Origin of the sequence: Streptomyces sp. NPDC002138, from assembly GCF_040296485.1 — a bacterium.
In the GTDB taxonomy this organism is placed as follows: Bacteria; Actinomycetota; Actinomycetes; order Streptomycetales; family Streptomycetaceae; genus Streptomyces.
This window is the reverse complement of record NZ_JBEOXE010000019.1, coordinates 32,066-54,419: the sequence shown is the minus strand read 5'-3', so window position 1 is coordinate 54,419 and position 22,354 is coordinate 32,066. Positions and strand designations below refer to the sequence as shown.

Here is a 22,354-nt window from a genome sequence, read left to right as displayed (position 1 = left end):
ACGTCGTCCGTGACGTCGCGTACGCCCCGACGTGCCCGTCCAGTGAAGCATGCCGCGCCCCCCGCCCCGCCCGCCGGGGCCCCCGGTCCACCACGGGACCGGGGCCTTCCCCTCAACCGAAACGACCGGGGATCAGAGACGCATCGCCTGCGGCTCGTCGCGCAGCCCCGCGTCCGGGCCCGGGTACTCCCGGATGATCTCGTAACGGGTGTTGCGCTCGACCGGGCGGAAGCCCGCGTCCCGGATCAGCTCCAGCAGGTCGTCACGGCCCAGCTTGTTCGGCGTGCCGTAGTTGTCCGCGTCGTGCGTGATCTTGTACTCGACGACCGACCCGTCCATGTCGTCCGCTCCGTGCTGGAGCGCCAGCTGGGCGGTCTGCACGCCGTGCATCACCCAGAAGACCTTGACGTGCGGGACGTTGTCGAAGAGCAGCCGCGAGACGGCGAAGGTCTTCAGCGCCTCGGCGCCGGTCGCCATCGTCGTCCGCGCCTGGAGCTTGTTGCGGACCTTGCCGTCCTTCATGTCCACGAAGTCGTGCTGGTAGCGCAGCGGGATGAAGACCTGGAAGCCGCCGGTCTCGTCCTGCAGCTCGCGCAGGCGCAGCACGTGGTCCACGCGGTGGCGCGGCTCCTCGATGTGCCCGTACAGCATCGTGCACGGGGTCTTGAGACCCTTCTCGTGCGCGAGGCGGTGGATGCGCGACCAGTCTTCCCAGTGGGTCTGGTGGTCGACGATGTGCTGCCGGACCTCCCAGTCGAAGATCTCCGCGCCGCCGCCGGTGAGCGACTCCAGGCCGGCCTCGATCAGCTCGTCCAGGATCTCGGACGCCGAGAGACCGGAGATCGTCTCGAAGTGGTGGATCTCCGTCGCCGTGAACGCCTTCAGCGAGACGCTCGGCAGCGCCTCCTTCAGCGCGGAGAGCGAGCGCGGGTAGTACCGCCACGGCAGGGTCGGGTGCAGGCCGTTGACGATGTGCAGCTCGGTGAGGTTCTCGTTCTCCATCGTCTTCGCGAGACGGACGGCTTCCTCGATGCGCATCGTGTACGCGTCCTTCTCGCCCGGCTTGCGCTGGAACGAGCAGTACGCGCAGGAGGCGGTGCAGACGTTCGTCATGTTGAGGTGACGGTTGACGTTGAAGTGGACCACGTCGCCGTTCTTACGGGTGCGCACCTCGTGGGCGAGGCCACCGAGCCAGGCCAGATCGTCCGACTCGTAGAGGGCGATGCCGTCCTCACGCGTCAGCCGCTCGCCGGAGCGGACCTTCTCCTCCAGCTCGCGCTTGAGCCCAGCGTCCATGTGCCGGTCGCCTCCTGTGTCTGTCCTGCTTACGTGCGTACCTGTCCTGCCAAACCCCGACCCACCGTACTCTCAGTGCTCTTCCGGAAGTTCCCCGACCCGGTTCTCCCACTTGGTGGAGAGCACGATGGTGGTGCGGGTCCGCGAGACGCCCTTGGTGCCGGACAGCCTGCGGATGATCTTCTCCAGGCCGTCCACGTCGTTCGCGCGCACCTTGAGCATGAAGGAGTCGTCGCCGGCGATGAACCAGCAGTCCTCGATCTCCGCGAGGTCGCGCAGCCGCCGGGCGACGTCCTCGTGGTCCGCGGCGTCGGAGAGCGAGATGCCGATCAGCGCGGTGACGCCGAGGCCGAGCGAGGCCGCGTCCACGGTCGCGCGGTAGCCGGTGATCACACCGGCCGTCTCGAGGCGGTTGATCCGGTCGGTGACGCTGGGGCCGGAGAGGCCCACGAGCCGGCCCAGCTCCGCGTAGGAGGCACGGCCGTTCTCCCGGAGGGCCTGGATGAGCTGCCTGTCCACGGTGTCCATATACCTGGAGCCTTCCATTATTCGGCGTTCCCGCAAGTTTACGTATAGAATCTAAGGCACACAGGGTCGACACCCTGTGAATCTTTCAACAGATCAACGACGATCTGACGATCTTCAGGAGTGGTTCACCGTGTACACGATCGAGATGGCCTACGCGCAGATGCGACAGCTCCAGGAGCTGGCCAACCGATCCCGTGCCCACCAGCCCGCCGCAGCCCTGCGTGTCGACAAGACCCGCAAGTCGTTCGGCGCCAAGAAGCGCTAGTTCCGGTCCGCCCGGGCTAGTCCTCACCAGCACCGGGAGCACGGGCCGCGCCCAGCTCCCCGTCCCAACGGCGGTACAGCCGATGCGGCACCCCTGCCGCGTCCAGCACCCGCCCCGCGACGAAGTCAGCCAGATCCTGGATGTGCGTCGCACCCGCGTAGAACGCCGGAGAGGCGGGCAGCACCACTGCGCCCGCCTCGTCCAGCGCCACCAGCGCCTTGAGCGTCTGGCCGCTCAGCGGGGTCTCCCGCACCACGACCACCAGCGTGCGCCGCTCCTTGAGCGTCACGCTCGCCACCCGCTGGAGCAGGTCCTTCGACAGCCCCAGCGACACCCCCGCCACGCATGCCGTGGACGCGGGCACGATCAGCATCCCCTTCACCGGATACGAGCCGGACGACGGCCCGGCCGCCAGGTCCCCGGCGTTCCAGTACCGCACCGCGTCCAGGGCGCCTGCCCGGTCGAAGCCGGCGAAGGTGCCCGGCTTCCCGTCGGCGCCCCGCTCCAGCCACTGCGCGAGATCGTCGCGCCAATGGGCGTCGCGGAAGGCGATCCCGGTCTCGTCCAGCAGCGTGAGCCGCGCGGACCGGCTGACCACCAGGTCCACGCTCTCCCCCGCCGCGAGCAGCCCCCGCAGCACGGACGCCGCGTACGGCGTGCCTGACGCCCCCGAAACCCCGACCACCCAGGGGGTGCGCTTGCCGTCACTCATACGTCCGAGCCTATCCGGGACTTACGGCGTCAGCCCCCGCACCATCAGGTCGCCCAGCGCGCACACGAACAGCGCGATCCCGATGAAGCCGTTGACGGTGAAGAAGGCCCGGTTCAGCCGGGACAGGTCCTTGGGGGTCACGATCGAGTGCTCGTAGCCGAAGGCGGCCACCACGACGATCAGCCCGGTCCAGAAGAAGGCCCCCGCGTCGGTCGCCAGCGCGTACCAGACGAGCAGCCCGGTGGTCACGACATGACAGACTCGCGCCCCCCACAAAGCCGCCGGGACCCCGAAGCGCGCCGGGACGGACTTGACGCCCTCGGAGCGGTCGGCCGCCACGTCCTGGCAGCCGAAGATCAGGTCGAAGCCGCCGATCCACACGCCGACCGCGAGCCCGAGGACCACCGCGTCCCAGGACCACTCGCCGGTGACCGCCAGCCAGGCCCCGACCGGACCCATCGCCTGGGCCAGGCCCAGGATGGCGTGCGGGAAGTTCGTGAACCGCTTGCCGTACGGGTACACCACCATCGGGATCACCGCGATGGGCGCGAGCGCCAGGCACAGCGGGTTGAGCAGCGCCGCCGCCCCGAGGAACACCGCCAGCGCGATGCCGGCCCCGGTCCAGGCGGACCGTACCGAGACGGCGCCGGTCACCAGCTCGCGGCCCGCGGTGCGCGGGTTACGGGCGTCGATCTCGCGGTCGATGATCCGGTTGGCGGCCATCGCGAAGGTGCGCAGACCCACCATGGCGACGGTGACGAGCAGCAGCTTGAGCCAGTGGACCTGCCGGTCCAGCTGGAACATCGCGGTGAGCGCGGCGATGTAGGCGAAGGGCAGCGCGAAGACCGAGTGCTCGATCATCACCAGCCGCAGGAACGCCTTCACCTTGCCGGTGGGCCGCGGCGCGGGGCCCGGTCCGACCACTCCGTCGGCGGTGGTCATCATGCGAGGCTGCTCCGGAACTCTTCGAGGTCGGCGAGCAGCGCGGCCGAGACCAGGCGTCCCAGGTCCAGCGACTGCGGGCCCTGGCCGTCGTGGCCCTCGGGCGGGGTGACCTCGGCGGTCACCGCCCAGCTGTCGCCGTCGGCGGGCCGGGCGTCCAGGCGCAGCACCGAACCGGCCTCCAGGGTGAAGGCCTCGCTGCCCGCCAGCCCGGCGGCCAGCTGCCCGGCGAAGTCGTCGGCCTCGATGTCGCGCAGGCCGGGCAGCTCGAAGCCGTCGCCCTCGCCGCTCGCGTCCTCGCTCATCAGGGCCCAGATGGTGCCCGGGCCCACGAACTCCTCCGGAGTGACGCCCGCCGCGGCGGCGGCCGCGCGGATGTCCGGGTCGGCCGGGTCCAGTTCGGGGCGCACGAGGGCGACGTACGCCGTCTCGTCACCGATGAAGAGGGCGGGGCCCCCAGCGGTCTGGCTCACAGTCCGTATTCCTTCCAGCGGCGGTCCACCAGGGCCGCGGTCGCGGGGTCGGACTCGACCATGTCGGGCCAGCCCCCGTCGCGGGTGTAGCCCTCTTCGGGCAGCTTCTTCGTGGCGTCGATGCCCGCCTTGCCGCCCCAGAACTGCTGGTAGGAGGCGTGGTCCAGGTGGTCCACCGGGCCCTCGACGACCGTGAGGTCGCGCGCGTAGTCCGTATTGCCCAGCGCCCGCCAGGAGACCTCGTGCAGGTCGTGCACGTCGCAGTCGGCGTCCACCACGATGATCAGCTTGGTCAGCGACATCATGTGCGCGCCCCAGATGGCGTGCATGACCTTCTGCGCGTGCTTCGGGTACTTCTTGTCGATCGAGACGATCGCGCAGTTGTGGAAGCCGCCCGACTCCGGCAGGTGGTAGTCCACGATGTCCGGGACGATGATCTTGAGCAGCGGCAGGAAGAAGCGTTCCGTCGCGCGGCCCAGCGGCCCGTCCTCGGTCGGCGGGCGGCCGACGACGATGGACTGGATCAGCGGACGCTTGCGCATCGTCACGCAGTCGATCTTCAGGGCCGGGAAGGGCTCCTGCGGGGTGTAGAAGCCGGTGTGGTCGCCGAAGGGGCCCTCGGGGAGCGTCTCCCCCGGCTCCAGCCAGCCCTCGATGACGACCTCGGCGTGGGCCGGGACCTGGAGCGGGACCGTCTTGCAGTCCACCATCTCGATCCGCTTGCCCGCGACGAACCCGGCGAAGAGGTACTCGTCGATGTCACCCGGCAGCGGCGCCGTGGACGCGTACGTCACGGCGGGCGGGCAGCCGAAGGCGATCGCGACCGGGAGCCGCTCGCCCCGCTTGGCGGCGACGGCGTAGTGGTTGCGGCTGTCCTTGTGGATCTGCCAGTGCATGCCGATGGTGCGCTTGTCGTGGCGCTGGAGGCGGTAGAGGCCGAGGTTGCGCACGCCCGTCTCGGGGTGCTTGGTGTGCGTGAGCCCCAGGTTGAAGAAGGAGCCGCCGTCCTTGGGCCACGTGAAGAGGGCCGGCAGCCGGTCCAGGTCCACGTCGTCCCCGGTGAGGACGACCTCCTGGACGGGCGCGGACTCGCCCTTCACCTTCTTCGGCGGCACGTGCACCATCGAGCCGAGCTTGCCGAAGGCCTCGCGGACCCCGATGAAGCCCTGCGGCAGCTCGGGCTTGAGGAGGCCGCCGATCTTCTCGCTGATCTCGGCGTAGGACTTCAGGCCCAGCGCCTTGAGGAGGCGGCGGTCGGTGCCGAAGACGTTCATGGCCAGCGGCATCGCCGAGCCCTTGACGTTCTCGAAGAGCAGCGCGGGCCCGCCCGCCTTGTTCACTCTGTCGACGATCTCCCCGACCTCCAGGTACGGGTCCACTTCGGCCTTGATGCGCTTGAGGTCGCCCTCCCGCTCCAGAGCCCGGAGCAGCGAGCGGAGATCGTCGTAAGCCATGCCACCCAGTATCGGCCACGGACTACCCTGGGAGAGTCACCGGGGCCCGACGCGGCTCCGCCACCGTCTTGGGGGTCTGGCTCTCACCGTGCTGCGCTATCTGCCGTTCCTGCTGATCATCGCGCTGACCATCTACGCCTTCATCGACTGCCTGAACACCCCGGAAGAAGAGGTCAAGCACCTCCCGAAGGTCGTCTGGGTGATCATCATCCTGCTGTTCTCGATCGTCGGCCCCGTCGTGTGGCTGTTCGCCGGGAAGAAGCGCGCCGTGGCCGGCGGCGGCTTCGGCGGCGGCCGGGCGCGCCGGACGCAGTGGGTCGCGCCGGACGACAACCCGGAGTTCCTGAAGTCGCTGCGCGAGGAGCGGGACAAGAACGACCCCGACAAGGGGTAGGCGACGACGAAGGGCCGGACCCCCGCGGGGGTCCGGCCCTTTCACATGGCTGCGCGCCCCGGCCGGAGGGCCTACACCCCGCCGTACGAGTGCTTGCCGTTGAGCAGGATGTTCACGCCGTAGTAGTTCCAGATCCAGCACGCGAAGGCGAAGAGCGCCAGGTAGGCGGCCTTGCGGCCCTTCCAGCCGGCCGTGGCGCGCGCGTGCAGGTAGCAGGCGTAGGCGACCCAGGTGATGAAGGACCAGACCTCCTTGGGGTCCCAGCCCCAGTACCGGCCCCACGCGGCGTTCGCCCAGATCGAGCCCGCGATGATCGTGAAGGTCCACAGCGGGAAGAACGCCGCGTTGATCCGGTACGAGAACTTGTCGAGCGAGGCCGCCGAGGGCAGCCGCTCCAGCACCGAGGCGCGGAAGGTGCCGGGCTTGCCGCCCTGGGCGAGCTGGCTCTCGTAGGAGTCGCGGACCAGGTAGAGGACCGTACCGACCGCACCGATGTAGAAGACCGCGCCGCAGATGATCGCGGTGGAGACGTGGATCCACAGCCAGTACGAGTGCAGGGCCGGGACCAGCGGCGCGCTGTCGGTGTAGAGCCAGGTCGTGGCGATGCCCAGGTCCAGCAGGACCGTGGTGACCAGGACCAGACCGATCCAGCGGACGTTCTTGCCCAGCGCGAGCAGCAGCAGGTAGGCGCCCACGGCCACCGTGGCGAAGGTGATCGAGAACTCGTACATGTTGCCCCAGGGCGCCCGCTGCACCGACAGGGCGCGGCTGACCACGCCGCCCGCCGCGAGCAGGAACCCGAGCGCGGTCAGCGAGATCGCGATCCGGCCGTACAGGTCGCCCTGGAACGTGCCGCCCGCCGCGCCCGGGCCGTCCGGCACGTCGCGCGTGCCGGTGGCGGAGCGGGTGACGACCTGCGGCTTGTCGAGGACCGCGGTGCCCCCGGCCTTGGTGCGGACCTGGACGGCGGGGGCCTTCGCGGCGCCCGCGCCCGCCGTCAGCGCGTTGGCCGTACGGCCCACCTTGCTGCGGCTGCCGAAGACCCATTCGGCGATGTGGGCGAGGAAGGCGAGCGTGTAGACCGCCATCGACGAATAGATCAGCACGTTGCTGGCGTGGGCCAGGCTCGTGTTGGTCGCGGCTGCTGCGAGCAGCGTCATCCGCGTTCTCCTTCAACGGTTGCTTCGACAGGGTTGTTGTCGGGCTCGGGTGCCGGCTCGGGCTCGGGCGCGGTGGGCGCCCGCTCGTTCAGCCGGGCGGCCAGGTCCGCGAGTTCCTCCGGGAGCCGGGCGGACTCGCTGCGGCCGAGGCCCGCCATCTCCACGACGGTCACGCCGTCCTTGCCGGTCACCGCCCGGACCCAGATCCGGCGGCGCTGGATGAACAGCGACCCGGCGAGGCCCAGGATGGCCGCCACCGCGCCCCCCAGCGCGTAGCCGGTGCCCGGCTCCTGGGAGATCTGGAAGGTGGCCCAGCGCTCGATGCCCTCGAACTTCACGGTGCCCGCGCCGTCGGGGAGCGTCATCGTCTCGCCGGGCAGCATCAGCTGGGAGAACGGGTCGCCGTTCTCCTTCTTGAACTGCTGCATCTTGGCCGTGTCCAGCTGGTACACGTTCTGCGGCAGCCCCGAGTCCACGCCCAGGCTGCCGTGCCAGGCGTTGAGCGCGAGGACCGGGAAGTCGGGGGCGGGGAACTGGCTCAGCATCGTGCCCTGGCCCTTGCCCGCGAAGGTCGGCACGAAGCGGGCGTTGAAGCCCAGCTGTTCCTTCTTGCCGTTCTTGTCCTGGTAGCCGTCCGTGACCTTGACGGCCCCGGCGGAGGTCAGGTTCGCGTCCTGCGGCAGCATCGGCACGGCGTCCTTGAAGACCACCTTGCCGGACGGGTCGGTCACCGAGAGGACCGGCGCGTAGCCGTGGCCCAGCAGGTAGACCTTGGACCCCTCGACGTCGAGCGGCTTGTTGACCTCGATCTCGGTCTTCGCCGGGGTGCCGTGCGCGCCCTTGCTGTAGGTGATGTACGCCTTGAACTCGCGCGGCGTGCCCTTCTGCGGGCCGCTCTTCTCGTACTCCGCGTCGAACTGGTCCAGGGTGAAGCTGAAGGGCGGCAGGTCGTCCGAGCGGAAGAGGCTGCCGGACTTGAAGTCGTCGTACTGGGTGAGCGTGTTCGAGAAGCCCTTGCCGCGCAGGACGAGCTTGCCGCCCTCGGACTTGAGGAGCTGGCCGGTGGCGAAGGCGATCAGCATCACGATCAGCGCGATGTGGAACATCAGGTTCCCGGCCTCGCGCAGGTAGCCCTTCTCCGCGGCGACCGCGTTCCCGGCCGGGTCGGCGGCGGTCCGGAAGCGGCGCCCGCCGAGCATCTCCTTCGCGTACGAGAGCACCTCGTCCGGGGCCGCCTCGGTGCGCCAGGTCGTGTACGCGGGGAGCCGGTCCAGGCGCCGGGGGGCGCCGGGCGGGCGGCCGCGGAGCTGGCCGACGAACTGCCAGGTGCGCGGGACGATGCAGCCGATCAGGGACACGAACAGCAGGATGTAGATCGCGGAGAACCACACCGAGCTGTAGACGTCGAAGAGCTGGAGCTTCTCGGCGGCGGGCACCCAGAACTCGTGCTTGCCCTTCCAGATCGCGACCTTCATCGGGTCGACCCGGTTCTGCGGGATCAGCGAGCCGGGGATCGAGCCCAGCGACAGCAGGAAGAGCAGGATCAGCGCCACCCGCATCGAGGTGAGCTGCCGCCAGAACCAGCGGGCCCAGCCGAGCACACCGATGCCGACGGCGGGGCCGCCGGCCGGCGGATCCTCCAGCGGGGCCGTGGACAGCTGGGCCGCGGCGGCGGCGTCCGTGGCCTCCGCGGCCGCGGCCGTGGCGGCCGCGACGGCGGCGGCCTCGGCGGCCGTGTCGTGTTCGGGGTCCGACGCCGCGGTGGGCGCCTTGTCGCTCGTACTCATGTGCTTGTAGTCCTCAGATCCCCACCGTGAAGCCCTGTGTCCAGCTCTGCATGTCGCTGACGATGGTGTCCCACCAACCTGTGACGAGCAGCAGACCGGTCAGGACCAGCATGCCGCCGCCGATGCGCATCACCCACGCATAGTGCTTCTTCACCCAGCCGAACGCGCCGAGCGCCTTGCGGAAGGCGATCGCGGCGAGGATGAAGGGCAGGCCGAGGCCCAGACAGTACGCGGTGGTCAGCAGCGCGCCGCGCCCGGCGCTCGCCTCGTTCAGGGAGAGCGTGTTCACGGCGGCCAGCGTCGGGCCCATGCAGGGCGTCCAGCCGATGCCGAAGAGGACACCGAGGACGGGCGCGCCGATCAGGCCGCCGGTGGGCTTCTTGTGGAAGCGGAACTCCCGCATCGTCAGGCCCGGGATCAGCCCCATGAAGAAGAGCCCCATGAGGATGACCACACCGCCCAGCACCCGCGAGATCACGGCGCGGTTGTCCTGGAGGACATCGCCGAAGTATCCGAAGAGGGCGCCGGTGGAGACGAAGACGGCGGTGAAGCCGAGGACGAAGAGGCTCGCCCCGGCCAGCATCCGCCCGCGCCGGGCCTCGGCCATGTCCGCGCCGGTGACGCCGGTGACGTAGGAGAGGTAGCCGGGGACGAGCGGCAGCACGCACGGGGAGAAGAAGGAGACGAGCCCGGCGAGGACGGCGATGGGCAGGGCCAGCAGCAGGGCTCCGCCGAGGACGGTCTCGTTCACGCCGGTCACTTCTCCGCGAGGAGCGGGTCGATCATCTTGCGCAGCTGCTCCTCGTTGACCGCGACCAGGGTGCGGGCGGCGATCTTGCCCTCCTTGTCGAGGACGATCGTGGAGGGGATCGACTGCGCGTTGAGCGTGCCCTTGGGGAAGCGGAGCATCAGCTTGCCGTCGGGGTCGTAGAGGCTCGGGTAGGTGATCCCGAAGTTCTCCTCGAAGGAGACCGCGTTCTGCTTGCTGTTGTCGCGGGTGTTGATCCCGACGAAGGCGATGTCCTTGCCCGCGTCGGCCAGCTCCTTGGAGACCTTGGCGAAGTAGGGGGCCTCGGCGCGGCACGGCGGGCACCAGGAGCCCCAGACGTTCAGGACGACGACCTTCCCCTTGAGGGTGGTCGTGTCGAGCGTCTTGCCGTCGACGGTCTCGCCGTCGAGCTTGGGGGCGTCGTCGCGCTCGCCCCTGGCGACGGTGGAGATGCCGCCCGGGCCCGTCACGTAGTTGCCGCCGGCGGAACCGGAGGACTTGGCGCCACCGGCCGAATCCCCGCAGGAGGTGAGGGTGAGGGCGCCCGCGACGGCCACCGCGGTCAGCAGGACGGCGCGGCCGCTGGTCGAGCGGCGGCGACTACGACGGACACGCGCGCGGCTAAGGCTCATGTGAAAAGTTTCGCATGGGCGAATTACGGATCTTGCGCGCCCCCCGGCACGGCGCTCGGGGCGCGGGGCGGGGCGCGGGCGGGGTGCACCTCGGGCCGCGCTCGGGCCGCGCTCAGGCCGCGGTGAGGAAGCTCTTCCACCCGCCGGTCGGCGGCTGTCCGGGAGCCAGGCCGCGCAGCTTGGCCAGCACCTTGGGGTCCTGGACGTCCAGCCAGTCGGTGAACTGCCGGAAGGATACGAGGCGTACGTCGCTTTTGTCCGCCATCGACTTGAGGGCTTCCTCGACGGCGTCCATGTAGATGCCGCCGTTCCAGTCCTCGAAGTGGTTGCCGATGAAGAGCGGAGCCCGGTTGGTCTCGTAGGCGCGCCGGAACCCGCCCTGGTAGGCGGCCGCGGCCTGGCTGCGCCACGCGGGGTAGTTGGAGGGGACGCCCCGGGTGGTGTTCTTCGACTGGTTGGCGAGGATGTTGTAGTCCATCGACAGCACCTCGAAGGAGTGCCCCGGGAAGGGCATGGACTGCAGCGGCAGGTCCCACACGCCCTCCTTCTTCTCCGGCCACGCCTGGACACCGCCGGGCGAGCTGGCGTCGTAGCGCCAGCCGAGCTTCGCGGCGGTGGGCAGCAGCTGGTCCTGGCCGAGCAGGCACGGCGTACGGGCGCCGACCAGCTCCTTCGCGTAGTCGAAGGGCAGCGGCTCCAGGTCGGTGAAACCGGTGTTGGTCCGCCAGTTGGTGACGAAGGACACGGCCTGGTCGATCTCGCTCCGCCAGTCCTGCGGGGTCCAGTTCGCGACCGAGCCGGATCCGCCGCAGAAGTGCCCGTTGAAGTGGGTGCCGATCTCGTGGCCGTCGAGCCACGCCTGGCGGACGCACTTCAGGGTGTTGCGGACGTTCTCGTCCTTGAGGAAGCCGATGTCCGAGGCGCCGACCGGATTGTTGGGCGGCCGGTAGAGGTCCCGCTTCGACTCGGGGAGCAGGTAGAGCCCGGAGAGGAAGAAGGTCATGCCCGCGTGGTGGTCCTTGGCGAGCTTGAGGAACCGCGGGAAGAGGCCGTTGCCGATCTCGCCCGCGCCGTCCCAGCTGAAGACGACGAACTGGGGCGGGGTTTCGCCGGGCTGGAGGGGGACGGGCTTGGCGGGCTGGTTGGGCTGTGGGCCCGTATCGGCGGTGGAACCGTCGCCGATGGGCTTGACGGGGTGCGCCGCGCCGCCGCTCGGGGCGGGCCCGGCCTTGCCGGACCCGTTCCCCATCCGGGCGTCCTCGGCGCCGGACCCGGACCCGGCGCCGCAGCCCGCGATCCCCATCGCGGCGAGGGTCCCGAGCCCGGCCCCGAGTCCGAGCCCCAGCGCACCCCTTCGGCTGACCTCACGCATGTCGCTCATCTCGCTCATGGAATGTCATATAAACGGACATTCCCACGCAGCCTGGCGGGCGACACGGCCACGACGGAGCGACTTGTATGAAATTAGGTCAGCCCTTGGGAAAACTTGACGATCGGGATCCGGATCGGGACTGGGGCTGGGGCTGAGCCCGAGCCCGAGGCCGGGGCCGGGCCCGAGGCCGGGGCCGGGCCCGAGGCCGGGGCCGGGGCTGCCGGGTCAGGCGCCGAACGCCTTCGACCCGCCCTTCACCGGCTTCGCGCCCGCGAGCAGGTGCGCCGGGACCAGGTCCCGGGCCGGCTCGCTGTAGCCCACCGACACGATCTTGTCGCCCTGGTACGTGAACGACGTCAGCGAGGCCAGCGTGCACTGCCGGCGCCGCGGGTCGTGCCACAGCCTGCGCTTCTCGGCGAAGCTGCGCACGATCCAGATCGGCAGCTGGTGGCTCACGCACACGGCCTCGTGACCACGGGCCGCGTCCCGCGCCGCGTCCAGCGCGCCCATCATCCGGACGACCTGCTCGACGTACGGCTCGCCCCAGGACGGCTGGAACGGGTTCGTCAGGTGCTTCCAGTTGGCGGGCTTGCGCAGCGCGCCGTCGCCGACGCCGAAGGTCTTGCCCTCGAAGACGTTGGCCGCCTCGATGAGGCGCCCGTCCGTCGCCAGGTCCAGGCTGTGGGACTTGGCGATCGGGGCCGCCGTCTCCTGCGCGCGCTCCAGCGGGGAGGACACGACATGGGTGATGTCGCGGTTCTCCAGGTGCTCGGCGACCCGCTCGGCCATCTCCCGGCCCAGCTCGGAGAGGTGGTAGCCGGCGCGGCGCCCGTAGAGGACCCCGTCCGGATTGTGCACCTCTCCGTGGCGCATCAGGTGGACGACGGTGATGTCGCTGCTGCTCATGCGGTGGCCTCCGGGGTGGCCTCGGCGGCGGCGCGCGCGGCGGCGGGCAGCGCGGCCGCGATGCGCTCGATCGCGCGCTCGTCGTGGGCGGTGGAGACGAACCAGGACTCGAAGGACGACGGCGGCAGGTAGACGCCCTGCGCCAGCATCGAGTGGAAGAAGCCGGTGAAGCGGAAGCTCTCCTGCTTCTTGGCGTCGTCGTAGTTCCTGACCTCGTCCTCGGTGAAGAAGACGGAGAACATGTTGGAGGCGGTCTGCAGGCGGTGCGCCACGCCCTCCTTGCGGAGCGCGGCCGTCACCAGGCCCTGGATCTCCGCCGACACGGCGTCGACCTTCTCGTACGCCGCCGCGTCGAGCAGCCGCAGCTGCGCGAGACCGGCGGCCGTCGCGATCGGGTTACCGGAGAGGGTGCCGGCCTGGTAGACGGGGCCGACCGGGGCCAGGTGCCCCATGACGTCGGCGCGGCCGCCGAAGGCCGCGGCCGGGAAGCCGCCGCCCATGACCTTGCCGAAGGTCATCAGGTCGGGCGTGACCCCGTCCACGCCGAACCAGCCGGCGCGGGAGGTACGGAAGCCCGTCATGACCTCGTCGGAGATGTACAGCGCGCCGTTCGCGCGGCACAGGTCGGCCAGGCCCTGGTTGAACCCCTCGCCGGGGGTCACCACGCCCATGTTGCCGGGCGCGGCCTCGGTGATCACACAGGCGATCTCACCGGGGTGCGCGGCGAAGGCGGCACGGACCGCTTCGAGGTCGTTGTAGGGGAGGACGATCGTGTCGCCGGCCTGCGCGCCCGTCACACCGGGGGTGTCGGGCAGCGCGAAGGTCGCGAGGCCCGATCCGGCGGAGGCGAGGAGCGCGTCCACGTGGCCGTGGTAACAGCCGGCGAACTTCACGATCTTGGCCCGGCCGGTGAAACCGCGGGCCAGCCGGATCGCGGACATGGTGGCCTCCGTACCGGAGGACACCAGGCGCACCTGCTCGACGGGCTCGATCCGCGCGACGATCTCCTCGGCGAGCGCGACCTCGCCCTCGCCGGGCGTACCGAAGGACGTGCCGCGGGAGACCGCGGCCTGCACGGCCTCGATCACGGCGGGGTGGGAATGGCCGAGGATCATCGGCCCCCACGAGCAGACCAGGTCGACGTATTCGCGTCCATCGGCATCGGTGAGGTACGGACCGGTACCGGACACCATGAACCGGGGCGTTCCCCCCACGGCGCGGAAGGCACGCACCGGAGAGTTCACGCCGCCGGGGGTCACGAGGGACGCGCGGTCAAACAGGTTCTGCGAGACTGGGGCTTCATACGGATACGGGTAGCTCACACCAGCCATGGTCTCAGAGGCCGCGACAGACTTGCGGACGGGCGTTTCACCGCGCCGCCGCGGGGGAGGTCACTGCCATGATGATCAGGCCGCGTGGCGGGGGTCACGGGGCCGGGGCACGCAAGACCAGTCGGGTGGAGATATGCAACGCGGTGGCGGACCGGGCGAGGGTACGGACGGCCTGGGGCCCGAGCGTGCCCGCGAAGCCCGCGACGCTTCCCGTGACGCCCGGCGCCGAGGCAAGCACCGCCGCCGGGGCGCGGACGCGGTGGACGGCGTACCGGACCCCGTGGGCCCGGTCCCTGGGGGTCGCGCCATGGGAGTGACGTACAAGTACTTCGGCGCCCCGGACGGAGCGACGGCGGCGCGCGTCCCGATCTCGATGCGGCCCGAGGAGCTCGGCGGCGACGAGCTGGGCATGGGCGGCATGTTCAGCAAGATCAAACCGGAGACGGTGGCGGCGATGGTCCTCACCGGCATCGAGGGCATACCCCTGCACAAGGTCCCGCCGCTGGAGCTGGTGGTCCTGCACCCCGACTACGCGGTGGTCAAGCTCCCGATGACGGTGGTCGACCCGCTGCGCGGCATCGGCGAGGAGTCCGTCGGCGCGGCGGCCTTCATCTGGTCCACGGTCCCCGACCGCGGCGGCCCGCGCGACGCGTACAACGTCTACCAGCTCCTGCACGAGTGGCAGGACTTCTCCCACCGCCTCCACGAGGCGGGCCACCAGCCGTACTGTCTGGTCTGGCCCTGACCGGCGAGCCGCACGAGGTGCGGCCGAGGACCGGACAACGGGGAGGAGTTCCTCGTACGCTCCTCAAATGGAGATATCGCTGCGTCTGACCCCTTGGTCCCAGGAGGACCTCGGGTTACTGCTGCGGGCCAACGAGCCCGAAATGACCAAGTACTTGGGTGGACCCGAGTCCGAGGAGAAGCTGGCCGACCGCCAGCGCCGGTACCTCGCCCTGAACGACCGGGAGCCCGCGGCCGGGCGGATGTTCCGCGTCAGCCTGGTGGAGACGGGCGAAACCGTCGGCTCCGTGGGCTTCTGGACCCGCGAGTGGCGTGACGAAGAGGTCTACGAGAGCGGCTGGGCGGTCTTCCCCGAGTACCAGGGCCGCGGCCTGGCGGTGGCGGCGATCACCGAACTGCTCGCGTACGTCAAGGAACACGGCAACCGCCCCGCCGTACACGCCTTCCCCGCCGCCGACCACACCGCCTCCAACACGGTCTGCCGCCGAGCGGGCTTCGAATCCCTGGGCGACGTGAACTTCGAATACCCCCCAGGCGTCTTCCACCCCTCCCACGACTGGCGCTACACGATCGGTACGTAACCCGGGGGCCGGGGGGCGGTGAGTGCGGGGCAGGGCGGGGCCGCCGGGCGGCCCCGGACTCCGGTGGGCGGGGGCGGGGCGGGCCCGGACCCCGGTGGGCGCGGGGCTGGGTGGGCGCGGGGCGGGCCCGGACCGCCGGGCCCCGGCCCGGGCGCGCCGCGGCCCGCCGCCCGGCCTCGGCGGCGACACCGGACCGGGCAGCCGGGCCGGGAAGCCGCCGGGACCCGGGCCGGACCGGGAAGCCGCCGGGACCCGGGCCGGACTGGAGTGCCGGGCCTCAACCCGGCACGCATGCCGGGCAGACGGGCGTGCCCAGGCACGCGGGACCGCCGCGCCCCTGGCCGGGGCCCTGGGGGCGGGAGGGGTCAGGGCATGGTGAGGACCAGGCGGCCTCGGGTGTTGGGCTCGGACTGGCGGGCGTGGGCCTTTGCGGCGTCCTGGAGGGCGTACGTCGCGGCGACCCGCAGGGTCAGGGTGCCGTCGTCGACCAGGGACACCAGCTCCGCCAGGAGCGCGCCGTCCGCCGCGACCTCCTGTTCCCGGACGCGGATCCCGCGCACCGGCGCGGGGGCTCCGCCCGGGCGCAGGCCGCCGTAGACACCGCCGTCGCGGACGAAGTCCAGCGCGGCCTCCCCCAGGACCGCCGTGTCCAGCACCCCGTCCACCCGCACACCCGCATCCGCCGCGGCCGTGCCCCGGGCCACGAAGCCGGTGGCGCCCAGCGAGCGGACCAGCTCCTCGTCCGCCGGGGCCGCCAGCGCGGTGACCTCCAGCCCGGCGCGCACTGCGAGCTGGACCGCGAGCCCGCCGACCACCCCGGCGGCGCCGGTGATCAGGACCGAGTCCCCGGCCACCAGCTCCAGCTGCCCCAGGGACCGGGCCGCCGTCAGCCCGCTCAGCGGCAGCGCCGCCGCGGTCGTGGCGTCCACGGACTCCGGCGCGGCGGCGAGGGCGCTCGCATCCAGGACGACGTACTCGGCGTGCGTCCCGAGCCCCTTCACCGCGCCGTAGTGCAGTGCAGTCCGACGACCCGCTGCCCGACCTGCCAGTCGGCGACCCCCGCACCGACCGCGTCGATCTCCCCGGCCACGTCCCAGCCGAAGCCGAGCCGCTCGCCCTCGCCGCCGAAGACCCCGAGGCGGACCAGCGCGTCCACCGGATTGAGCCCCGCCGCCCGCACCCGGATCCGTACCTGACCGGCCGCGGGCACCGGCAGCGGCACCCAGGCCGTGACGACCTGCTCCGGGCCACCGAAGGAGGTGTCCGCACTCCAAGGTGCGTACCGGACCCGAAAGTGAGCCCGCCATGGCCACCCGCACCGCCGAGACCCGCCGCCAAGAGGCCCGCCACGCCTACGACGCCTTCCTCAAGGAGTGCCCGACCAACCGGCTCCTGGAGCGCATCAGCGACAAGTGGGTCGGGCTCGTCCTCAGCGCCCTCGGCGAGACCGAGAGCATGCGCTACAGCGAGCTCGGCCGCCGCATCCCCGGGGTCAGCCAGAAGATGCTCACCCAGACCCTGCGCGCCCTCGAACGCGACGGCCTCGTCTCCCGCGCCGTCACCGCCTCCGTCCCCGTCCGCGTCGACTACCGCCTCACCCCCCTCGGCCACAGCCTCGGCGCCCTCCTCACCTCCGTGAAGCACTGGGCCGAGCAGCACTTCGACCAGGTCAGCGCCCACCGCGAGGTCTACGACCAAGCGGTCTCGGCCGACGCCTAATTGCCCTTCGCGACCCCACCCGGAGCTGGCATGCTGAGCCTCGTGAACGGACCGGACATCAACCTCACCCTCGCCCCCGAGCTGCGCCTCTTCACCGCGCCCAGCCGGCGCGCGGAGCGCGTACCCACCACCATCGACGGCACCTCCAGCCTCGGCCACGTCGTCGAATCGGCCGGGGTCCCGCTCACCGAGGTCGGCCGCCTGCTCGTGGACGGCCGGGAGGCGCCCGCCTCCTACGTCCCCCAAGGCGGCGAAGACGTGGAGGTGGAGGCCGTCGAGCGCCCCCAGCCGGTCCCCGGGGCCCCGCTCCGCTTCCTCCTCGATGTCCACCTGGGCACACTCGCCCGCCGGATGCGCCTGCTCGGCATCGACACGGCGTACGAGAACGAGGACATCGGCGACCCCGCGCTCGCCACCCGCTCCGCCGCCGAGCGGCGCGTCCTGCTCTCCCGCGACCGCGGCCTGCTGCGGCGCCGCGAGATCTGGGCGGGCGCCTACGTCTACAGCGACGCCCCCGACGAGCAACTGCGCGACATCCTCGGCCGGTTCGCGCCGCACCTGATGCCCTGGACCCGCTGCACCGCCTGCAACGGCACGCTGCACGCGGCCGACAAGGACAGCGTGGGCGAACTCCTGGAGGGCGGCACGCAGCGCTCGTACGACGTGTTCGCCCAATGCGGCGACTGCGAGCGCGTGTACTGGCGGGGCGCGCACCACGCCCGCCTGGAGCTGATCGTCAGCGACGCGTTGGCCGAATTCGGCGGCGGCGTCACCGCGTAAGGAGCGGCGGGGGCGGGCAGACTCCTCCACCATGAGCGCCCCGGCCCCCGCGCCAGACCCCGCCTCCGAACCCACACCCGCACCCACACCCGCTCCCGAGCCCGCACCCGCCGCAGACACCATGGACGCCATGGACGCCATGGATCCCGTGGACGTCGTGGCCGTCGTGGACGTCGCCGTCATCGGCGCCGGGCCGACCGGCCTGCTGATCGCCGGAGACCTCGCCGCCGCCGGACTGACCGTCACCCTGATCGAGCGCCGCCCGCGGACGGCCGCCAATCTCACCCGCGCCTTCGCCGTCCACGCCCGCACCCTCGAACTGCTCGACGCGCGCGGACTCGCCGACGACCTCGTCGCCACCGGCCGCCCTATCCGACGGCTCCGCCTCTTCCGCGGACTCACCCTGTCCCTGGACACGCTCCCCACCCGCTTCCCGTTCGTCCTCATCACCCCCCAATTTGAGACCGAACACCTGCTGGAGCGTCGCGCGTTGTCCACAGGTGTGGACTTCCGGTACGACCATGAGCTGATCGCACTGCACCAGGACCAAGATCAGGGCCAGGACACCGTCACCCTCGAACTCCGCACCCCCACCGGCAGCACCACCAGCGCCACCACCAACGCCCCCACCCGCACGACCACCCGCACCACCACCCGCACCACCACCCTGTACGCCCGCCACGTCGTGGGCGCCGACGGCGTCCGCTCCACCGTCCGCCGCGAGCTCGGCCTGCCCTTCCCCGGGCACGCCGTCGTCAGCTCGATGGTGCTGGCCGACGTACGCCTGAGCGAGGAGCCCCCGGAGCAGCTCGCCGTCAACAGCAGCGGCCGCGCCTTCGCCTTCCTCGTCCCCTTCGGAGACGGCTGGTACCGGGCCATCGCCTGGCACCGCGACGGCCGGGCCCATGACGGCGACCCCGTCGACCTCGACGAGCTGCGCGCCATCACCCGCGCCGCCCTCGGCACCGACCACGGCATGCACGACGCCCGCTGGATCTCCCGCTTCCACTCCGACGAACGCCAGGTCCCGCACTACCGCGTGGGCCGCGTCTTCCTCGCCGGGGACGCCGCCCACGTCCACTCCCCCGCGGGCGGCCAGGGCATGAACACCGGCCTCCAGGACGCCGCCAACCTCTCCTGGAAGCTCGCCGCCGTCCTCCTCGGCCGGGCCCCCGACCCCGAAGCCCTCCTGGACAGTTACGAGCGCGAGCGCCACCCCGTCGGCCGCCGCGTGCTGCGCGGCAGCGGCGCCCTGACCCGGGTCGCGATGGCCGCCACCCCGGCGAGCCGCGCGGCCCGCGACCTCGGCGCCGCGCTGCTGAACCGGATCCGGCCCGCGCGCGACCGCGCGCTCGGCATGGTCTCCGGGATCGGCATCTCCTACCCGCCACCGCCCGGCGCCGCCCGCCCCGCCGGCCGCCGCGCGCCCGACGCCGTCCTGCGCGAGGGCAGGCTGTACGAGCTGCTGCGCGGCGGCGACTTCGTCCTGATCACCCCGCCGGAGCTGGCGCCGGGCCTCGGCGCGCGGGAGCCGGGGCTCGCGCACGCCTCCTGGCGCACGTCCGGACGTACGGCCTGCGTGCTCGTACGCCCCGACGGTTACGTCGCCTGGTCCGCCCCCGCGCCCGGGCTGGCCGAGGTGAACCGGGCCGTCGCGGCCTGGATCCTCAGGCCCCACAAGGACCCCAAGGCCCACAAGGACCCCGAGGCCCACAACCACCCCGAGGCCCACAAGGAAGCGGATCAGAAGGAGTAGGCGTCACCCGTGTCGAGGGCCAGCACGGCGTACTCGTCGTTGGTGTGGTTCCGGTCGGTCGCGCCGCCGTTCCACCACGTGTCCACCCGCACCACCACCTCCGGCGGCCGTTCCTGGAGCCGCAGCCGCAGGCCGATGTGGCGGCCCCGCCCGTGCGCGGGCAGGGCCCCCGTCTCGCACATCACCTCGCGCTGACCGGCCCGGGCGCAGCCCTCGGCCAGCTCCTGGCCGTCGGCGAGGTCCGCGGAGAGCCGCAGCCGCAGGGTGGTGTTCGCGAGCGCGGCGGGGCCCTGGTTCTCCGGGACCACCCAGACGGCGAGCCGCCCGTCGGACAGGCTCACCCGCCCGTGGTACGCCAGATCCGCCTCGGGCGCCGTCACCGTCCCGGCCGTCGCCCTCCCAGCCGCCACCGCCCCCGCCCCCGCATTCGCCACCCCGGCCTGCGCCGCTCCCGCCTGCCCCGCCACCCCGGCCAGGACCAGCCCGAGGGCCACCACGCTTCGTACGACGCCACGGCGCACCGTCACCGTCACCACCTCCACGCGCGGAGGCTAACGGCCCCCACGACCCATCGGTCGGACCATCACACGAACGTGGGCGCGCCTCCCCGCCATCTGCGACGAGCAGCACCGAAGGGCACCAGCAGCCCACCCCCCGACCATGCGAACGTGATCCCCATGCTGATCGTCCGCTCCGTGTCCCTGTTCGCCCTCGCCGCCGTCCTGGAGATCGGCGGCGCCTGGCTCGTCTGGCAGGGCGTGCGCGACCACAAGGGCTGGGTCTGGATCGGCGCCGGGGTCATCGCCCTCGGCCTCTACGGCTTCGTCGCCACCCTCCAGCCCGAAGGCGACTTCGCCCGGGTACTGGCCGCCTACGGCGGGGTCTTCGTGGCCGGGTCCATCGCCTGGGGCATGGTCGCCGACGGCTACCGGCCCGACCGCTGGGACATCGCCGGAGCCCTGGTCTGCCTGGCCGGAATGGCCCTGATCATGTACGCCCCGCGCGGCCGCTGACCGCCACGCCCCGGGGCCGCCCGCATGCCTATGCTGGCCGGGTATCGATCACCCGAACGAGGAGCGCTCCCATGACCCCCCGCATCGCAGTCGTCACCGGGGCGAGCAGCGGAATCGGCGCGGCCACCGCACGGCAGCTCGCCGGCGCGGGCTACCACGTCGTGCTGACCGCCCGCCGCAAGGACCGCATCGAGCAGCTGGCCGCCGAGATCACCGCGGCGGGGCAGCAGGCCACCGCGCACGCGCTGGACGTGACGGACCGCGCCGCCGTCGACGCCTTCGCCGCGTCGCTGGAACGGTTCCCCTCCGTCGACGTACTGGTCAACAACGCGGGCGGGGCCATCGGCGCCGAGCCGGTCGCCACCGGCGACCCGGCCGACTGGCGCACGATGTACGAGGTCAACGTCATCGGCACCCTCAACGTCACCCAGGCCCTGCTCCCGGCCCTGACCGCCTCCGGCGACGGCACGGTCGTGATCCTCTCCTCGACGGCCGGGCACTCGACGTACGAGGGCGGCGCGGGCTACGTCGCCGCGAAGAACGGCGCCCGCGTCCTGGCAGAGACCCTCCGCCTGGAGATCGTCGGCCAGCCGGTCCGCGTGATCGAGATCGCGCCGGGCATGGTCAAGACCGAGGAGTTCGCCACGACCCGCTTCCGTGGTGACGCGGAGAAGGCAGCCAAGGTGTACGCGGGGGTCGCCGAGCCGCTCTCCGCCGACGACGTCGCCGACACCATCACCTGGGCCGTGACCCGCCCCAGCCACGTCAACATCGACCTGCTGGTGGTCCGCCCGCGCGCCCAGGCCTCGAACACGAAGGTCCACCGCGAGCTCTAGCACCACCAAGTAGCACCGCCAGGGCCCCCGCTGCCTCCGCCCCCACCACGCCGGCCCCCACCACGTCGGCCCCCACCACGTCGGCCCCACTAAGCCAGCCCCGCCGCCTTGAGCCGCGGCATGAGGGCCGCGGGCTTCAGGCCCGCGGCCTTCGCCGCCGCGAGCGCCCGCTCCAGGTCGGCCTCGAGCGTGGGCGTGAAGTGCAGCAGCACGATGTCCCCCGCCCGCAGCCGCGGGGTCGGCGGGGTCTCGCTCCAGGTGGTGAAGTCGTAGGTCCAGGTGACCAGGGCCTTCACCCCGCACGCCTTCGCCGCGAGCCGTACGTCGTCGTTGACCGCCCCGTACGGCGGCCGCAGCAGCTGCGGCGCCCGCCCGAAGGTCCCCTTGAGCCGCTCCCGCGCCCCGCACACCTCCGCGTCCTTCCCGGCCGCGTCGAGCGTGGTCAGGTCGGGGTGGTTGACGGTGTGGTTCTCGACGGTGGCCCGCCCCTGCTCGATGAGGTCCGTGAAGTAGCCGGTGTCGTACGAGGTGGCCCCGGGCAGCAGGAAGAGGGTCACCGGGACGCGCTGGTCGATCAACGTACGCGCGGCGGCGGGGTCGTGGTTCCAGCCGTCGTCGATGGTGATGAAGACGACCTTGTCGGTGGTCGGTACGTGCGCCACGACCGGCGGCAGCCCCACCCCCGCCACGGCGGACCCGGCCACCCCGAAGGTGAGCGACAACGAAGCGAACACACCGAGAACCACGCGAGATCTCCACATGCGGCACACCTTGGTCTAGACCAACTCGGACCGTCAACCCCCGTGCACGACCGATCAGTTGCGGAGACACTCGGACACGCGGAGGCACTCGGACATGCGGAGGGACCCGGACATGCGGAGGGACCCGGACCGTTGAACGGTCC

24 protein-coding genes and 1 pseudogene are annotated in these 22,354 nt (G+C 71.7%); 9 read left to right on the top strand and 16 right to left on the bottom strand.

Annotation, left to right across the window (positions count from 1 at the left end; genetic code table 11):
- Nucleotides 1-132: 132 nt before the first annotated feature.
- Together mqnE and ABT084_RS15040 are read right to left on the bottom strand one after the other, a co-directional pair.
- The gene (gene mqnE, locus ABT084_RS15045) at nt 133-1,296 is read right to left on the bottom strand and encodes an aminofutalosine synthase MqnE (protein ID WP_351042923.1); all 1,164 of its coding nucleotides are present in this window, start codon (nt 1,294-1,296) and stop codon (nt 133-135) included.
- Between the two features lie 72 nt (nt 1,297-1,368).
- Nucleotides 1,369-1,824, bottom strand: coding sequence for an Lrp/AsnC family transcriptional regulator (locus tag ABT084_RS15040; RefSeq protein ID WP_330331057.1), 456 nt, complete (start codon nt 1,822-1,824; stop codon nt 1,369-1,371).
- A 130-nt stretch (nt 1,825-1,954) separates the two neighbouring features.
- Here ABT084_RS15040 and ABT084_RS15035 point away from each other — a divergent pair, with 130 nt between their 5' ends.
- Complete coding sequence (locus tag ABT084_RS15035) at nt 1,955-2,089, top strand: hypothetical protein (protein ID WP_351042920.1); 135 nt, start codon at nt 1,955-1,957, stop codon at nt 2,087-2,089.
- A gap of 16 nt (nt 2,090-2,105) precedes the next feature.
- On the opposite strand, the gene ABT084_RS15030 is transcribed toward ABT084_RS15035, so the two are convergent.
- The 4 genes from ABT084_RS15030 to ABT084_RS15015 are packed head-to-tail and all read right to left on the bottom strand — an operon-like array spanning nt 2,106 to nt 5,670.
- Entirely contained in the window at nt 2,106-2,801 is a 696-nt protein-coding gene (locus tag ABT084_RS15030; RefSeq protein WP_351042917.1) for a UbiX family flavin prenyltransferase, read from the bottom strand.
- A gap of 21 nt (nt 2,802-2,822) precedes the next feature.
- Complete coding sequence (gene mqnP / locus ABT084_RS15025) at nt 2,823-3,746, bottom strand: menaquinone biosynthesis prenyltransferase MqnP (RefSeq protein ID WP_351042914.1); 924 nt, start codon at nt 3,744-3,746, stop codon at nt 2,823-2,825.
- Nucleotides 3,743-4,216 (bottom strand): hypothetical protein, encoded by a 474-nt coding sequence (locus tag ABT084_RS15020; RefSeq protein ID WP_351042912.1) that lies wholly within the window; start codon nt 4,214-4,216, stop codon nt 3,743-3,745. The genes mqnP and ABT084_RS15020 overlap by 4 nt, the downstream gene beginning before the upstream one ends.
- The gene (locus ABT084_RS15015) at nt 4,213-5,670 is read right to left on the bottom strand and encodes a menaquinone biosynthesis decarboxylase (RefSeq protein ID WP_351042909.1); all 1,458 of its coding nucleotides are present in this window, start codon (nt 5,668-5,670) and stop codon (nt 4,213-4,215) included. Before ABT084_RS15015 ends, ABT084_RS15020 begins: the two co-directional genes overlap by 4 nt.
- Before the next feature lie 88 nt (nt 5,671-5,758).
- On the opposite strand from ABT084_RS15015, the gene ABT084_RS15010 reads away from it, so the two are divergent.
- Entirely contained in the window at nt 5,759-6,064 is a 306-nt protein-coding gene (locus ABT084_RS15010) for a PLD nuclease N-terminal domain-containing protein (RefSeq protein WP_351042906.1), read from the top strand.
- Nucleotides 6,065-6,135: 71 nt separating this feature from the next.
- On the opposite strand, the gene ccsB is transcribed toward ABT084_RS15010, so the two are convergent.
- The 7 genes from ccsB to hemL form a co-directional block, all read right to left on the bottom strand.
- Nucleotides 6,136-7,218 carry a c-type cytochrome biogenesis protein CcsB gene (gene ccsB / locus ABT084_RS15005; protein WP_351043071.1) on the bottom strand — a complete coding sequence of 361 codons (1,083 nt, stop codon included), beginning with the start codon at nt 7,216-7,218 and terminating at the stop codon, nt 6,136-6,138.
- Nucleotides 7,219-7,220: 2 nt separating this feature from the next.
- Entirely contained in the window at nt 7,221-9,011 is a 1,791-nt protein-coding gene (gene resB / locus ABT084_RS15000; RefSeq protein ID WP_351042903.1) for a cytochrome c biogenesis protein ResB, read from the bottom strand.
- Between the two features lie 13 nt (nt 9,012-9,024).
- A complete protein-coding gene (locus ABT084_RS14995) occupies nt 9,025-9,771 on the bottom strand; it encodes a cytochrome c biogenesis CcdA family protein (protein ID WP_351042901.1) in 747 nt (248 codons plus the stop codon).
- The gene (locus ABT084_RS14990; RefSeq protein ID WP_351042898.1) at nt 9,768-10,412 is read right to left on the bottom strand and encodes a TlpA family protein disulfide reductase; all 645 of its coding nucleotides are present in this window, start codon (nt 10,410-10,412) and stop codon (nt 9,768-9,770) included. The genes ABT084_RS14995 and ABT084_RS14990 overlap by 4 nt, the downstream gene beginning before the upstream one ends.
- Nucleotides 10,413-10,524: 112 nt before the next feature.
- Nucleotides 10,525-11,784: a polysaccharide deacetylase family protein gene (locus tag ABT084_RS14985; RefSeq protein WP_351043068.1), complete on the bottom strand. Its 1,260-nt coding sequence runs from the start codon at nt 11,782-11,784 to the stop codon at nt 10,525-10,527.
- Between the two features lie 225 nt (nt 11,785-12,009).
- Nucleotides 12,010-12,690 carry a histidine phosphatase family protein gene (locus tag ABT084_RS14980; protein WP_351042895.1) on the bottom strand — a complete coding sequence of 227 codons (681 nt, stop codon included), beginning with the start codon at nt 12,688-12,690 and terminating at the stop codon, nt 12,010-12,012.
- A complete protein-coding gene (gene hemL / locus ABT084_RS14975; protein ID WP_351042892.1) occupies nt 12,687-14,021 on the bottom strand; it encodes a glutamate-1-semialdehyde 2,1-aminomutase in 1,335 nt (444 codons plus the stop codon). Before hemL ends, ABT084_RS14980 begins: the two co-directional genes overlap by 4 nt.
- A gap of 307 nt (nt 14,022-14,328) precedes the next feature.
- On the opposite strand from hemL, the gene ABT084_RS14970 reads away from it, so the two are divergent.
- Nucleotides 14,329-14,766, top strand: coding sequence for a hypothetical protein (locus tag ABT084_RS14970; RefSeq protein ID WP_351042891.1), 438 nt, complete (start codon nt 14,329-14,331; stop codon nt 14,764-14,766).
- A gap of 67 nt (nt 14,767-14,833) precedes the next feature.
- Entirely contained in the window at nt 14,834-15,346 is a 513-nt protein-coding gene (locus ABT084_RS14965) for a GNAT family N-acetyltransferase (protein WP_351042888.1), read from the top strand.
- Between the two features lie 365 nt (nt 15,347-15,711).
- Here ABT084_RS14965 and ABT084_RS14960 read toward each other — a convergent pair.
- Nucleotides 15,712-16,568: pseudogene (locus tag ABT084_RS14960) on the bottom strand (NADP-dependent oxidoreductase).
- Between the two features lie 83 nt (nt 16,569-16,651).
- Here ABT084_RS14960 and ABT084_RS14955 point away from each other — a divergent pair.
- From ABT084_RS14955 to ABT084_RS14945, 3 genes are all read left to right on the top strand, one after another.
- Nucleotides 16,652-17,065, top strand: coding sequence for a winged helix-turn-helix transcriptional regulator (locus ABT084_RS14955; RefSeq protein ID WP_351042885.1), 414 nt, complete (start codon nt 16,652-16,654; stop codon nt 17,063-17,065).
- A gap of 42 nt (nt 17,066-17,107) precedes the next feature.
- Nucleotides 17,108-17,845 carry a Mut7-C RNAse domain-containing protein gene (locus ABT084_RS14950; RefSeq protein ID WP_351043065.1) on the top strand — a complete coding sequence of 246 codons (738 nt, stop codon included), beginning with the start codon at nt 17,108-17,110 and terminating at the stop codon, nt 17,843-17,845.
- A gap of 130 nt (nt 17,846-17,975) precedes the next feature.
- Nucleotides 17,976-19,601 (top strand): FAD-dependent oxidoreductase, encoded by a 1,626-nt coding sequence (locus ABT084_RS14945; protein ID WP_351042883.1) that lies wholly within the window; start codon nt 17,976-17,978, stop codon nt 19,599-19,601.
- Here the strand turns inward: ABT084_RS14945 and ABT084_RS14940 are convergent.
- Complete coding sequence (locus ABT084_RS14940) at nt 19,589-20,143, bottom strand: hypothetical protein (protein WP_351042880.1); 555 nt, start codon at nt 20,141-20,143, stop codon at nt 19,589-19,591. The genes ABT084_RS14945 and ABT084_RS14940 overlap by 13 nt on opposite strands.
- Before the next feature lie 135 nt (nt 20,144-20,278).
- On the opposite strand from ABT084_RS14940, the gene ABT084_RS14935 reads away from it, so the two are divergent.
- Together ABT084_RS14935 and ABT084_RS14930 are read left to right on the top strand one after the other, a co-directional pair.
- The gene (locus ABT084_RS14935; RefSeq protein WP_351043063.1) at nt 20,279-20,614 is read left to right on the top strand and encodes a YnfA family protein; all 336 of its coding nucleotides are present in this window, start codon (nt 20,279-20,281) and stop codon (nt 20,612-20,614) included.
- Between the two features lie 71 nt (nt 20,615-20,685).
- Nucleotides 20,686-21,450 (top strand): SDR family NAD(P)-dependent oxidoreductase, encoded by a 765-nt coding sequence (locus ABT084_RS14930; RefSeq protein ID WP_351042878.1) that lies wholly within the window; start codon nt 20,686-20,688, stop codon nt 21,448-21,450.
- 89 nt (nt 21,451-21,539) lie between these two features.
- Here the strand turns inward: ABT084_RS14930 and ABT084_RS14925 are convergent, their stop codons facing one another.
- Complete coding sequence (locus ABT084_RS14925) at nt 21,540-22,211, bottom strand: polysaccharide deacetylase family protein (RefSeq protein WP_351042876.1); 672 nt, start codon at nt 22,209-22,211, stop codon at nt 21,540-21,542.
- Nucleotides 22,212-22,354 lie beyond the last annotated feature (143 nt).